Below are 13830 nucleotides of genomic sequence, written 5' to 3'. Positions count from 1 at the left end.
AAATCATGCAAACAGATATACTGATAACTAATATTGGACAGCTGTTGACAATGGATAAAAAAGGACCTGTTAAGGGCAGCGAAATGAACGACCTACCAGTGATGGAAAATGCGGCAATCGCGGTGAAAGACGGGAGGATAGTCTGGCACGGCCCGGCTGATCAGGCAGGAAACTTTGACGCAGATAAGACGATTGATGCGGAAAGCCGGCTTGTCACCCCAGGACTGGTTGAGCCGCATACCCATCTTGTTTTCGGGGGATCCCGTGAGGAGGAAATGGCACTAAAACAACAGGGCGTCCCATATCTGGATATTTTGAAACAAGGTGGCGGCATCCTGTCAACGGTCCGGTCAACAAGAGAAGCAACCTACGAGGAACTTCTTAAAAAAGCATTGTTCCATCTTGACCGGATGGCGATGCACGGTATTACAACAGTCGAGGCAAAGAGTGGTTATGGCCTGGAAAAGGAAACAGAACTCAAGCAACTTAAGGTAGCCAAGGAGGCAAATGCAAAGCATCCACTCGACATTGTAACCACATTTTTGGGTGCGCACGCCATCCCACCCGGGTATAAGGAGAATCCCGATAGTTTTCTTGACCTGATGGCTGAGCTGTTTGACGAAATAAAAGCAGAAAATCTAGCTGAATTCGTTGATATTTTTACGGAAACAGGGGTGTTTTCCGTTGAGCAGTCACGCCGTTATTTATTGAAGGCAAAGGAAAAAGGATTTGGTGTGAAAATCCATGCCGATGAAATTGACCAGCTGGGTGGAACCGAACTAGCAGTCGAAGTCGGTGCCATCAGCGGGGAGCACCTGGCAGTGGCATCGGATGAGGGAGTCAGGAAGCTTGCTTCATCCGATACAATTGGGGTTCTTTTACCGGGAACGATTTTTTACCTTGGTAAAGATACGTATGCCCCTGCACGGAAAATGATCGACGAAGGAGCGGCAATTGCAATCTCCACCGACTTTAACCCAGGTAGCTCGGTCACAGAGAACCTCCAGTTGATCATGTCGATTGCGGCGCTTAAGTTGAAAATGTCACCAGCGGAAATCTGGCACGCGGTAACCGTTAATGCTGCACATGCAATTGGGCGCGGTGACACAGCTGGAATGATTGCTGAAGACCGGGCAGCAGACATTGTCATTTGGGATGCACCCAATTACATGTACATTCCATATCATTATGGAGTGAACCATGCCAATACTGTCCTGAAAAATGGCGAGGTTATCTATAGGAGGGGGACGGTCCGATGAATTTGCGGCATTTAAAGCCAGCCGGTCAGGCAATTTTCAATGATCGTCACACCACCAAGGTAAAAGAACTGCTGACACCGTGGCGGGAAGGAATCAACCATGATTTCGGACTTGTTGGTGCGCCATTGTCAAAACCATCAATCAGTCATTCCGGTGCTGCCCAGGCTCCCGGTGCCATTCGAGCAGCTTTGCAAAGTTATTCGACATACTCGGCTGAAACAGGGATCGAATTTACCGACCAAATTATTGACTTTGGTGACCTTAACATGCATCCCACCGATATTCAGGGAAGCCAGCACCGAATCTATGAGGGGCTTGCAGATGTCTATGCAACGGATGCAGCCAAGTACTGGATGGTGCTAGGCGGCGATCATTCGATATCCTATTCCTCGATAAAGGCGTATGCAGCTGATAAGACAATCGGTGTAATTCAGTTTGACGCCCATCATGATTTACGGAATACGGAAGATGGTGGCCCGACAAACGGAACACCATTCCGCCGGCTGCTGGAAGACGGAATTATTAACGGCATAAATCTTGTCCAACTAGGCATCCGGGATTTCACCAACGCCAGAGCGTATCATCAATACGCTGATGACAACGGTGTATCTGTTTATACGATGAAAGATGTGGACGATCAGGGTATTATGGCCATTTTGGAAAAAGAAATTGAACGACTGTCCGGACGGGTGGATGAAATCTATATGTCAGTCGATATCGACGTGCTCGATCAGGCATTTGCCCCTGGTTGCCCGGCAATCGGCCCAGGTGGAATGGATAGCCGGACACTCCTTCAGGGGGTGCGTTTTGCAGCTGTAAATCCCCTGGTCAACGTAATGGATATTGTCGAAATTGATCCAACGATGGACTTCCGCAACATGACAAGCAGGGTTGCAGCCTATGTAATGCTCGAGTTTATGAAGGCGAAGCGGGTGTAATGGAAAGGTAGTGCAGGAGATGAGGATTGGCTGGTTCTGGCATAGCATGAAACGCTCGTAAATATGTGTTTCGCTCAATAACTTGTGTGAAGCGCTCAATAATTCATGTTTTACGCTCTATAATCAGAAAAAGCGCTTAACAATTAACACAAAATGCTTAATAACCAAGGTGAGGCAGCACGAAAATGCGCTCAATAATCATGTATTTGCCCAAAATAAAGCAGTAGTAATCACATAAAAAGGAGCCCAGTGTCAGGGGCTCCTCCATCAAGTTATGCTTTCTTTTCTTCCAGGTCTTCCGGTGTTACCCAATCGTTTGCCCAATGCTGTATCTCCTGAATGACTGGTTCGAGTGCTCTTCCTTTGTCAGTAAGGGAATATTCGATGCGAACTGGAAACTCGGAATATATATTTCGTACTATGATTTCTTCTTTTTCAAGTAACTTCAGTCGTTCAGAGAGTAATCTACCACTTATTGGCAGGTCGGCTTCCATTTCGGAAAAGCGTTTTGCCCCGTTCAACAGTTCAAATAATATTAGACCGACCCAGCGTTTACTGAGCAGTTGCATTGCATTTTCAAACCGCGGGCATAAATTTTCCATGCAGATCACCTCTCTGTCTCATATAGTTTGGCCAAATGTATTAAAGTTCAAACGGTTAACGTTAGATTCATTCACTAAGATTACCAAAAGTAACCTTACCTAATAATAACACATATTTGATACCACGTAAAACTACCTAGACAGGGAATATCCCACTCAAAAAGACTTGGTAATTTGAAATATTTATGAAATAATGAAAATATACGAAATAAATTTTTGGAGGTAAAAGAATGGTAGACCAACAGACGAAAGAGAAGTATGCTGAGCTGGCTTTGCGCACTGGCGTAAACCTGCAAAAAAATCAGGCATTGATGATAAATGCACCAATTGAGGGGGCTGACTTCACCAAAATGGTGGCCCGCAAAGCTTATGAAATGGGTGCAAAAGATGTACATATTAACTGGGTTGATGATGAACTGACCCTTTTGAAATATGAAAATGCTCCGGATGAAGTAATTGAAACTTTCCCTGAGTGGCGTGTCAAGCTGCATGATACCTATGCAGAAGATGGTGCTGCAGTACTATCGATTCGCTCGACAAATCCAGATTTGCTGAAGAATATTGACTCTTCCCGGGTTGCCAAAGCCAACAAAGCAGCTGCTCAAGCAATGACCAACTTCCGCAAATACACGATGAATGATAAAATCACTTGGTCCATCATCTCCATTCCAACTGGTGACTGGGCACAGAAAATTTTCCCAGAGAAATCTCAGAAGGACGCAATTGAAAGTCTTTGGGAGGCAATCGTTAAAATTGTCCGTGCTGACCAGGAAAATCCGGTTGCTGCATGGGATGCACATAACGAAACACTAAGAAAAGCCCGCGAAATTCTTAACGAGAAAAAATATAAAAAGCTTGTTTACAGGGCTCCTGGTACTGAACTCGAAATGGAGCTTCCGGAAGGGCATATTTGGAAAGGCGGATCGGCTGTTTCCGAAAAAGGAACTACTTTCAATCCAAATATTCCAACTGAAGAGGTATTTTCACTTCCGCATAAATACGGTGTGAACGGTACCGTGGCAAGCACGAAGCCATTAAATTACGGCGGGAGCCTTATTGATAACTTCAGCCTGACATTCAAGGATGGCAAAGTTGTTGACTATAAGGCCGAGCAGGGTGAAGATACATTGAAGCACCTGTTAGAAACGGATGAAGGTGCAACACGTCTTGGTGAAGTAGCACTTGTACCGCACGAATCACCTGTATCCCAGTCAGGGCTTATTTTCTACAACACATTGTTTGATGAAAATGCATCATGTCATATTGCACTAGGTAAAGCATATCCTACAAATCTTGAAAGCGGCGCAGAAATGAATGAGGAAGAGCTTGATAAGCATGGTGTGAACGACAGCCTTACACATGTCGATTTTATGATTGGATCTGAAAATCTGGATATTGACGGTGTACTTGAGGATGGTACCACTGAGGCAGTATTCCGTAATGGTACTTGGGCACTGAATGTAAAATAAAAACAAGGTGGAAATCAGCCAATGCTGATCTCCACCTTAAATTTATTAACAATTAGATTATAAACCAAACACAGTCCGGGCAACGTATTGTTAAAGTGACACTGAACTTAGCCTTGCAAAATTTTATATCAACCCATTCTTAACAAGCACAGCTTTAATCTTGGTATACTCATACTCCACGGGTAGCGCTTCTTTGAGCGCTTTAAGTTTCGGTTCATCAATCTGCTCCCTTGCAGCAAGCACAGCTTTTTCTTCAGCTTCATTAAAAAATATTCCCCAGCCAATCGGATATCCGTCCTGATACGCTTTGAAAATATGACTTTCAATCGTTTGCTTCGATAGTTCACGGATTACTGCAATATCCCTGATGGATTTTCCGTTTTGGAACATCGTGTAACTGATAATATGACTTGGTCTGCTATCTGCCTGTTTATCCTTTTTGGGAACATTGGCTGTATTGCTTGAAATCCGGACTGCCCGCTTAACGTCAGGGTTCTCGCGACGCCATGACTGAACAACAGCAAGGAATTCTTCGCCGTATTGCTCATATTTCTTTTCCCCGACACCTTTAATCGAAAGCATGTCCTCTTTTGTATCGGGAAAATAACGGGCTAGTTCTTTCAGGGTGGCATCAGAGAACAGGACATATGGTGGTACGCCTTTTTCGTCAGCGAGTTTCTTACGAGTCTCCCGTAATGCCGCGAAAAGTGATTCCTGATAGTCTGCCTCTTCCCCGGAAGGAATTGGAGCGGTATACATCCATACCTGACGTTTGCCTTTCAGAACATCAACCGAGTTCTGATTCAGCTTAAGTGTTGGAAACTTGCCTTCCTCAGTTGCCAAAAGCTGTTCGGCTATCAGAAAATGAATCCACTCGGTCAGTTCTTTTTCAGTATACGCTGAGAGAATTCCATAAGTGGAAATGCTGTTCAGGCGAAAGTCGCTGATTTTTTTATCTCTGGATCCTTTCAGTACTTTGGCGGTCATGCCGACTCCAAATCGCTCGCCCATCCGTTTAACGCATGAGAGAATCATCTGCGCTTCCTCGGTAATATCCGTACGTTCCTGCCGGTGCAAACAGTTACTGCAACGTCCGCACGTGGTTCCCGAAGGACAATCATTAAAATAATCGAGAATAAACGTTGTCAGACAGCTGTGGGTATGGCAATAGTTGATCATGGCCTGCAGTTTACTGTATTCTTTCTGTTTGGCGGTATCGTCCATCAACGACTGTTCAATCAGAAACTTCTGGAGCTGGATATCCTGTGGAGAGAACAGCAGGATACAATCACTGTGTTCGCCATCCCGTCCAGCACGGCCGGCCTCCTGATAATACGATTCAATGGTCATCGGCATTGCATAATGGATAACGAATCGTACATTTGATTTGTCGATTCCCATCCCAAACGCATTGGTGGCTATCATGATGGATTTTTCATCATGGATAAAAGCAGCCTGTGCCGCTTTGCGTTCCTCTTCCGTTAGGCCGGCGTGATATTTTGATACCGATAATCCTTTTTTGCTGAGCTGGTCATGTAGGGAATCGGTCTGCTTTCTGGTTGCGGCATAAATAATTCCCGACTCATTTGGATGTTCATTTAGAAAAGAACGGATATAAGTTCCTTTGTCCTTCCCTTTAACTATATGAAACGCCAGGTTTTCACGTTCAAAGCCAGTATTAACGACGTTTCCATCAGCAATGCCCAGGAGTGATTGGATGTCGTTGATGACATCTTCGGTCGCGGTTGCTGTGAGAGCTACGGTAACTGGAATATTTTTCACCCTGCTAAGCGTTGGAACGATTGACCGGTAACTTGGCCTGAAATCATGGCCCCATTGCGAGATACAATGCGCTTCATCGAATGCGACAAGGCTTATTTTAATCCGTCTTAACACGTTCACGAAAAACGTTGAGTCAAAACGCTCAGGTGCCACGTAGACAAATTTGTACTGGCCCCCTTCCATTGCTTGAAGACGTGCCCGCTGTTCCTCTTGTTCAAGCGAACTATTTATGTATGTCGCGGATATGCCAAGTGATTGAAGGGCGTCCACCTGGTCTTTCATCAACGATATTAGGGGAGAAATAATAATCGCCGTCCCGTCCATGGTCATACCAGGAATCTGATAGCACAGCGATTTACCTCCACCTGTTGGCATAACTGCCAGTGTATTCTCCCGTTCAATAACTTTATCTATAGTCTGCCGTTGCCCCGGCCGGAAAGATTCGTAGCCAAAATATGTTTTAAGTATATTTTCTTCTTGTCCAATCATTCATTGATTCCCCTTTACACACTTATATCCTAACATATTTCGGGCCAATTCTTATATAGGATTTTCCAAACGCGTCTGATCACCGTGATGAGAGGTCGAAGGGAGCGGGAAGTTCATCCAAAAGCCTCTCATCGCCGTCAAGTCCATAAGTGGAATCCTAAAAGATTTATAACGTAAGCATGAAGAATCAAAGGTTTTATACGATACGTTATTTAAGTTTAGGATGGAATCGGACAAACAATATATAATAATATAGAAAAAGAATTTAGTGATTATTTTTCCGCTTGCCTTTTAACGGAAAATGATAAAGTTTTTTCCATAAATCAAAATTAATTTGTTTACATTCACCGGGTCGCCATTTAAAATAACGATATATTAATGGCTTACTTTTTAAGACTGCCATTAGGAGGTATGGGATGGTTCCATCAGTTTTATTCGAAGTTATGCTCATTGGACTCCTCGGGATAGGATCACAATGGCTGGCATGGCACTACAGAATGCCGGCAATTGTATTGATGTCGATTACTGGTCTGTTAGCAGGCCCTGTTTTTGGCTTTATTAATCCTGAAGAAGACTTTGGAGATTTATATAAACCAATTATATCAGTAGCGGTTGCAATTATACTATTTGAAGGAAGCCTTAACTTAAGTTTCAAGGAGATCCGAGGTCTGGGCAGGCCGGTATTTCGGATTGCGACATACGGCGCTTTCCTGGCTTGGATACTGGGGTCCCTGACAGCTCATTATATTGCGGGGCTTTCTTGGGCAGTGGCATTTGTAATTGGTGGACTTTTTATTGTTACAGGGCCGACTGTTATCATGCCGTTACTCCGTCAGTCCAAACTGAAACCACGGCCTGCAAAAATCCTTAAATGGGAAGGTATTATTGTTGATCCAATCGGTGCCCTGCTGGCGGTGTTTGCATTCGAAATTATTGCATACCTTACAGCAAATGAACCGAATGGAGCGTCATTGGTTCTCTTTTTCGGTGCATCTATTTTTGCTGCAATCCTTGGCTGGGCATGCGGCAAGGGAATGGGCTGGATGTTTGAAACCGGTCATATTCCGGAATTTCTGAAATCACCAGCAGTGTTTATTGTCGTTATTTTTTGCTTCACGCTGGCGGATGAAATTATGCATGAAACTGGTTTGCTTGCGGTGACTGCCATGGGAATGACCCTAGCTAATATGGGAATCAGTTCGGTTGAGGATATGCGTCACTTTAAGGAAAATATCTCCATCCTGCTTATTTCAGCAATATTCATTATGCTGACTGCATCGCTGCAGGTGGAAACCCTGTTGCAGATATTTGATCCGAATATCATTGGATATGTTGTACTTATGATGTTTGTTGTCAGGCCGTTATCCATCTTCCTGTCGACCATCAAAACCGATTTGTCACTTAATGAGAAAATCCTGCTTGGGTGGATTGCCCCACGGGGAATCGTTGCACTGACGGTTTCTGGGTATTTTGCAACCATTCTAAGTGAGGCAGGGTATGAAGATGCCAGTATTATCACAACATTGACATTCGGACTCGTCTTCTTCACGGTTGTTGCCCATGGGTTCTCCATTGGCTGGTTTGCGGAGAAGCTCCATTTATCGGTTGAAGGTAAGCCTGGAACATTAATTGTTGGCAGTAATACATTTACAATTGAACTGGCAAAGTCGCTCAAAAAAGCAAAAGCACCTGTTCTGTTAGTGGACTCTTCATGGGAGCGGCTGCGGAAAGCAAGAGAGGCAGGAATCCCGTTCTATCACGGCGAAATGCTCTCGGAGCAAACTGAGTACCATCTTGATACGGTTCCATATGAATATCTGGTTGCTGCGACCGAGTATCACTCGTATAATGCGCTTGTCTGTACAACATTCATGCCTGAGTACGGACGGACAAATGTTTTCAAGGTGAGTCCGTATCATGACATCGGTAATACAATGGATGATATTGTTGATAAAATCGGTGGCCGGATTCTCTTCGGGGGAAAAGCAAGTCTGGAAACACTGAATGATAAAATCAGAGACGGTTTTGTCTTCCGGCAGACAAATATATCGTCCCGCTATCCATATAAACAATATCTTGAAGAAAAAGACGAAAATGCAATCCTCTTATACTCAATTAAGCCGTCTGGTCAAGTTAAGTATTTTTCAGAGGAAATGAAAGTAAATCCTGAACCTGGTGATACAGTTGTAAGTCTGACTCCACCGGTAAAAGAAAATCGCCGGATACAGGAGCGGCTCGAGAACCAGCGAACGACTACCACTAATCAAAAAGACGCGGATCCACAATAAGTGTGGACCCGCGTCTTTTTGCTTCTATTTTTTTAACTATCAGGCTTTCTTAGCCTCATCAAGCTTTTTATTCAGTTCTGCGATTTGCCGCTCAATTTCAATCAGCTGTTTTTCACCTGTGGATGTATTTACTCCAAAAGAGGTAGCCTTCTCAAGGTCCCCTTGTATCCGTACATAGTCTGACTTAAGTTCAGCGATTTCCGCCTCGATTTCTTTTTTAGTCATTATTATCACTCCCAATTACCAGTTTAGCTGAAAATTCAAGGTTATTCAATCAGACGGGAGGTTCAGCATTTAAATCAGAGCATCCTCTTCATTGTCCTTGGAATCCTGGAACGTATGGTAAAAATGAACAATAATCGTTTTCACAATTGCATAAAACGGTACCGCAAACAGCATTCCAAGAAATCCAGCAATACTCCCAGCTGCAAGTACCAATGTAATAACGGTCAGTGGATGAAGTTTAAGTGCTCGCCCCATAATATTAGGGGAAATCAGATTACCTTCAATTTGCTGGGCGACAATCATGACAACCGCTACCCAAACAGCCATCATCGGGTCCTGGAAAAAGCCTACAATTATTGCAGGGATAACAGCCAAGAACGGGCCTAGGAATGGGATGACGCACATAATCATTCCAAACAAGGCCAATGTCAGGGCATAATCCAGCTTAATAATCAGGTACCCGATAAACAATAACACACCAATACATATGCTCACTGTCAGCTGTCCTTGAATATACGATGCCAGCGTGTCATCAACTTTTCCCATAAGGGCGCGGATGTTGGAAGCCTTCTTTTTATTGAATATCTGGGTGAGGAAAGGGACGAATTTATCCCCGTCCTTAAGCATAAAGAAAAGGAAAAATGGAATAAGCACGATTGCGAACACAAATCCGATTAGTTGTCCAAGAAAACCAAACAAGAATGACATTAACGATTCAATATACATTTGCAGGTTGGACGTAATATCATTAATGGTCGCATTTACTTCATCGGGAATCAAATTCTGATTCGCCTGCCAGTAAGCTATGAGTTCTTGCGTACCTTCAACCATTTTTGGTATGTTATCGATTAAATTGGAAAATTGTTTCTGGGCAATAGGTGCAATATATGTAACGATCAGAAAACCAACTACAATCAACAGCAGAAACACAATAAAAATGGATAGAACCCGGTGCACTTTGTATTTTTCCAGCTGGTGCATTAGCGGCTTTGTTATGTAAAACAATACCCCCGCACCAATTAACGGAATGGCAATTGCCCCAATGTATTTAAAAATAGGGTCAAAAATAAAATTTGTTGCGGAGATCAGAAGAATCAGCAGGAAAATCATAATCAAGGCCGTCATAATCTGAAACCAGCGTTTATTCACCAAATTTATCACAACTTTCTCTATTAATCTTATTAACTTATTTTAACCGTAATTTGCCATTATAGGAAGCAGCTTCTATTAGTTTACTACTTTAATTGTATCCTATCTTACAAAATCTAATAACATAAGAAAAGTCTTTGAGATTCAGGAAAGTCCTGAAGCAACGTGTTCCTATTATCACCAATAATTGACAGGCTTAAACTTTCCCTAATAGAGTCAGATAGAATATAGGGAAGAAGTATGCTAAAATTTGAGCATACGAGCATACATAGGTGTAATAAAGGGGGCAATAGCGTATGGGTAACTGGGAAACAGCATACGAAAAATGGAGAACGTATGAGAATCTTGACACATTACTAAAAAATGAATTGCAAAGTATGGAGAATAATGACGAAGCATTAGAAGATGCTTTTTATACGGAACTGACTTTTGGTACCGGTGGCATGCGGGGAGTTTTAGGTCCCGGTATAAACCGGATGAACGTATATACTGTTCGTAAAGCAGTAAACGGACTTGCCAATTATTTAAGAGAGAATGCAGTAAATGTCAATGACCGGGGCGTGGTCGTTTCCTATGATTCCAGGTATATGTCACAGGAGTTCGCTTTGGAGACAGCTAAGGTGCTTGGAGCATATGGCATTAAGACATATATATTTGATAAGCTGCACCCGACACCGCTATTGTCATTTGCGGTAAGATATCTTGGAACAGTTGCTGGTGTAATGATTACAGCCAGCCACAATCCTCCTGAATATAACGGTTTCAAAGTATACAATGAAGACGGAGGGCAAATTACACCAGCTGAAGCAAATGAGATTATCGAACACATTCAGCAGACAGAAAATGAACTCACAGTTCCATTTATGGAAAAACAAGAACTCGAAAAAAAGGAATTGCTCACATGGGTTGGGAGTGAAGTTGATAATGCTTATCTCGATCATCTGGAAGAAATTTCCCATCTTGAGGAAAATGAACGGAAAGCGCCAAAAGATCTGCAGATTGTTTTCACCCCGCTGCACGGGACGGCCTATGACCTTGTACTGAAAGGGCTTGAACAACTGAACTTCACGAATGTGGGTGTGGTAAAAGAACAGGCAAAACCTGACCCGGAATTCTCGACAGTTGAATCTCCGAACCCTGAGGAACATCAGGCGTTTAAAATGGCAATTGAGCTGGGGAAAAAGAACAATGCTGATATCCTGATTGGAACTGATCCGGATGCCGACCGTCTCGGTGTGGCGGCAAAGGATAGTTTCGGGGAATACAAAGTGCTCACTGGAAACCAGCTTGGTGCACTTTTGCTTGATTATATATTAAGTAACCATGATCAGAAATTGCTGCCCAATGCCCGAATGCTGAAAACCATTGTAACATCTGAACTTGGCCGGAAGATTGCGGATTACTATGGGGTCAAGACAATCGACACCTTGACAGGATTTAAATTTATCGGTGAAAAAATTCGTCAATTCGATTCTACAGGAGAATTCTTCGTTTTCGGTTATGAGGAAAGTTACGGTTATCTGATCAGCAGTTTTGCACGGGACAAAGATGCAGTCCAGGCTGCTGTGCTTGCGAGCGAAGTGGCGTATTACTGGCAAAAACAAGGAAAAACACTGCATGACGCCCTGAACGTTCTATATGAAAAGCATGGGTACTACCTGGAAGGAATGACTTCCCTGACACTTAAAGGGAAGGAAGGGTCGGCAAAAATCACTTCTATCATGGAAAGTGTCCGGAACGAACCGCTAACCAGCATAGGCGGGCTTCCTGTTGAGCAAATGGAAGACTATCTGTCCGGAGTACGCACATATGCCGGCAGTGAGGAAAAGGTAGAAAAAATCGATCTTCCAAATGCAAACGTAGTTAAATATAAGCTGGCAAACGATAGCTGGGTATGTCTGCGTCCTTCTGGCACAGAACCAAAAATCAAATGTTATTTTGGTGTGTGCGAGGACAGCCGTGAAGCAAGTGAGGATCGCCTAGCTGGCCTTAAAACCGATATGGCAGGAGTGCTGAACGAGGATTAGTAACAGAAGTAATCTGGCTCAAGGAGGCAGAAGTAAATGGCAATTCGCACAAAACGAATTTATGCGGAACCTGAGGCAAGTGATGGCATAAGGATTCTTGTAGACCGTGTCTGGCCGCGGGGCATTTCGAAAAAGGACGCGAAACTCGACTACTGGCTGAAAGATGTTGCTCCTTCAACCGAGTTGCGAAAATGGTTTGGCCATGATGCGGATAAATTTGAGGCGTTCAAAGAGAAGTATAAGCAGGAGCTTGCGGAAGGTGACCAATACAAGGAACTGGAAAAATTGAAAAAAATAGCGAATGAACGGAAAAATGACATCACCTTATTGTTTGCAGCCAAGGATGAAGAAAATAATCAGGCACAAGTACTGATAGAGATTTTACACTGACGGGAAAACCTATCTCCATTGAAAGGAGATAGGTTTTTCAATTATGCTTTGATTATACTCCATTCATAATTGGACGGTAGCATATTTTCGTCTACTTGATTAATTAGAAACCTGTCTGCTTCCTCATATGTTTCAAAAACGATTTCCTCTCCGGAGTCGGTCAGATTAACCCGTACCCCATTTTTTCCGATTGCGACAATCTTGTACATTACATATCCCCCTTAAAAATAAAAAAAAGCCGAAAAAGGTATTTCCTTCTTCGGCTTATGCCCTGGCACTATTGTCCGGACATTTCCACCCGACTGTTATTTTTTTGTTTTGGGTTTAAGATAAATACTATATATCCTCTGTCTTCATCAAAATCCCAGTCAACAAAAATATCAGCAATTTCCTGTCCCAGCGCATATTCGATATAACTGACATTAAGCATGCTTTTCTCCAATTTGCGCTTGGAGAGCCGCAGTTGTTCCTCAAAACCTGAATTAATCAGTTCTTTTTCGATTAATACGAGAATATCATCACGTCTGGATACCAGGGTGCGTGAATTCAGTTTGAAAGAGTCCTGACTTGTTGGTGCTTTTTGGACTTTTTCAGTGAATCTGTATATTTCTGAATGGACCTTTTCCTTGCCGATGTAGTCATGACATTCGTGACAGACTTCATCGGTGTCAAGCTCGGTAAAAATCACACCGGTTTTATTATCTAAAGACCAATCGTAAAAGACTTTACTGACTGGTTGCTTAGTTTCAGACGAAAGTATTGCCCGAATTTCCGGCAATAGCTCGTTCATCAACAGATCACGAGTCTTTTGAATCCTAACTCGATTGTCCTGATTGTATAATACTTTCTCGATAGGCGCTAGAAAATTTCTAAGATAAATGGTTACAAATGGTGCAGCAACCGAAACATAAATTGCTTCGGGCCCTTTCCCGAAATTATCACGAAGTAATTTGCCAACTGTGCTGGCGATCGATGACTCGACTGTCTTCGTCTCCATTATTTTCATCCTTTTATATCCAGGAATGCACGTTATTTTACATTCCCTATTTTAGTATAACATTTTCCTACCATTGTGAAAAATAAACATTTGCCATATATAGCATTGGTAATAGAGTATTCTTTTTCACTCTTCGAAACACCTTCATAGTCTAACAAGGGTTAATGGTGTTATAGTTGATAAAGATTAAGTTATATTTTCATACGAGGTGATTC

Annotated in this window: 12 protein-coding genes; 6 read left to right on the top strand and 6 right to left on the bottom strand. The window is 43.0% G+C overall.

The features are described from left to right. The first annotated feature begins 5 nt into the window (after positions 1–5). Together hutI and hutG are read left to right on the top strand one after the other, a co-directional pair. The gene (gene hutI / locus ACFO3D_RS07995; protein WP_390294570.1) at positions 6–1259 is read left to right on the top strand and encodes an imidazolonepropionase; all 1254 of its coding nucleotides are present in this window, start codon (positions 6–8) and stop codon (positions 1257–1259) included. Then, on the top strand, positions 1256–2197 hold the full coding sequence (hutG, locus tag ACFO3D_RS07990) for a formimidoylglutamase (RefSeq protein WP_390294568.1): 942 nt from the start codon (positions 1256–1258) through the stop codon (positions 2195–2197). The genes hutI and hutG overlap by 4 nt, the downstream gene beginning before the upstream one ends. Before the next feature lie 272 nt (positions 2198–2469). On the opposite strand, the gene ACFO3D_RS07985 is transcribed toward hutG, so the two are convergent. Beyond that, positions 2470–2799, bottom strand: coding sequence for a winged helix-turn-helix transcriptional regulator (locus ACFO3D_RS07985; RefSeq protein ID WP_390294566.1), 330 nt, complete (start codon positions 2797–2799; stop codon positions 2470–2472). A gap of 230 nt (positions 2800–3029) precedes the next feature. On the opposite strand from ACFO3D_RS07985, the gene ACFO3D_RS07980 reads away from it, so the two are divergent. Next, entirely contained in the window at positions 3030–4268 is a 1239-nt protein-coding gene (locus tag ACFO3D_RS07980; protein WP_390294565.1) for an aminopeptidase, read from the top strand. Positions 4269–4391: 123 nt separating this feature from the next. Here the strand turns inward: ACFO3D_RS07980 and recQ are convergent, their stop codons facing one another. After that, the gene (recQ, locus tag ACFO3D_RS07975; RefSeq protein WP_390294562.1) at positions 4392–6539 is read right to left on the bottom strand and encodes a DNA helicase RecQ; all 2148 of its coding nucleotides are present in this window, start codon (positions 6537–6539) and stop codon (positions 4392–4394) included. A 416-nt stretch (positions 6540–6955) separates the two neighbouring features. Between recQ and ACFO3D_RS07970 the strand changes: the two genes are divergently transcribed. Next, a complete protein-coding gene (locus ACFO3D_RS07970; RefSeq protein ID WP_390294560.1) occupies positions 6956–8827 on the top strand; it encodes a cation:proton antiporter in 1872 nt (623 codons plus the stop codon). Positions 8828–8866: 39 nt separating this feature from the next. Here ACFO3D_RS07970 and ACFO3D_RS07965 read toward each other — a convergent pair whose 3' ends face one another. Together ACFO3D_RS07965 and ACFO3D_RS07960 are read right to left on the bottom strand one after the other, a co-directional pair. Then, on the bottom strand, positions 8867–9052 hold the full coding sequence (locus ACFO3D_RS07965; protein WP_390294558.1) for an SE1832 family protein: 186 nt from the start codon (positions 9050–9052) through the stop codon (positions 8867–8869). A 69-nt stretch (positions 9053–9121) separates the two neighbouring features. Then, positions 9122–10201, bottom strand: a complete 1080-nt coding sequence (locus ACFO3D_RS07960) for an AI-2E family transporter (RefSeq protein ID WP_390294556.1) — start codon at positions 10199–10201, stop codon at positions 9122–9124. Between the two features lie 296 nt (positions 10202–10497). Here ACFO3D_RS07960 and ACFO3D_RS07955 point away from each other — a divergent pair, with 296 nt between their 5' ends. Continuing rightward, positions 10498–12228, top strand: coding sequence for a phospho-sugar mutase (locus tag ACFO3D_RS07955; RefSeq protein WP_390294554.1), 1731 nt, complete (start codon positions 10498–10500; stop codon positions 12226–12228). Positions 12229–12264: 36 nt separating this feature from the next. Continuing rightward, positions 12265–12618, top strand: a complete 354-nt coding sequence (locus ACFO3D_RS07950) for a DUF488 domain-containing protein (protein ID WP_390294551.1) — start codon at positions 12265–12267, stop codon at positions 12616–12618. Positions 12619–12659: 41 nt separating this feature from the next. Here ACFO3D_RS07950 and ACFO3D_RS07945 read toward each other — a convergent pair whose 3' ends face one another. Both ACFO3D_RS07945 and ACFO3D_RS07940 read right to left on the bottom strand, forming a co-directional pair. Next, positions 12660–12827, bottom strand: coding sequence for a hypothetical protein (locus ACFO3D_RS07945; RefSeq protein ID WP_390294549.1), 168 nt, complete (start codon positions 12825–12827; stop codon positions 12660–12662). A gap of 68 nt (positions 12828–12895) precedes the next feature. Further along, on the bottom strand, positions 12896–13615 hold the full coding sequence (locus tag ACFO3D_RS07940; protein WP_390294547.1) for a Na-translocating system protein MpsC family protein: 720 nt from the start codon (positions 13613–13615) through the stop codon (positions 12896–12898). Positions 13616–13830 lie beyond the last annotated feature (215 nt).

The organism is Virgibacillus kekensis, assembly GCF_042654125.1.
In the GTDB taxonomy this organism is placed as follows: domain Bacteria; phylum Bacillota; class Bacilli; order Bacillales; family Amphibacillaceae; genus Lentibacillus; species Lentibacillus kekensis.
This window is presented reverse-complemented; position numbering and strand designations above follow the sequence as displayed.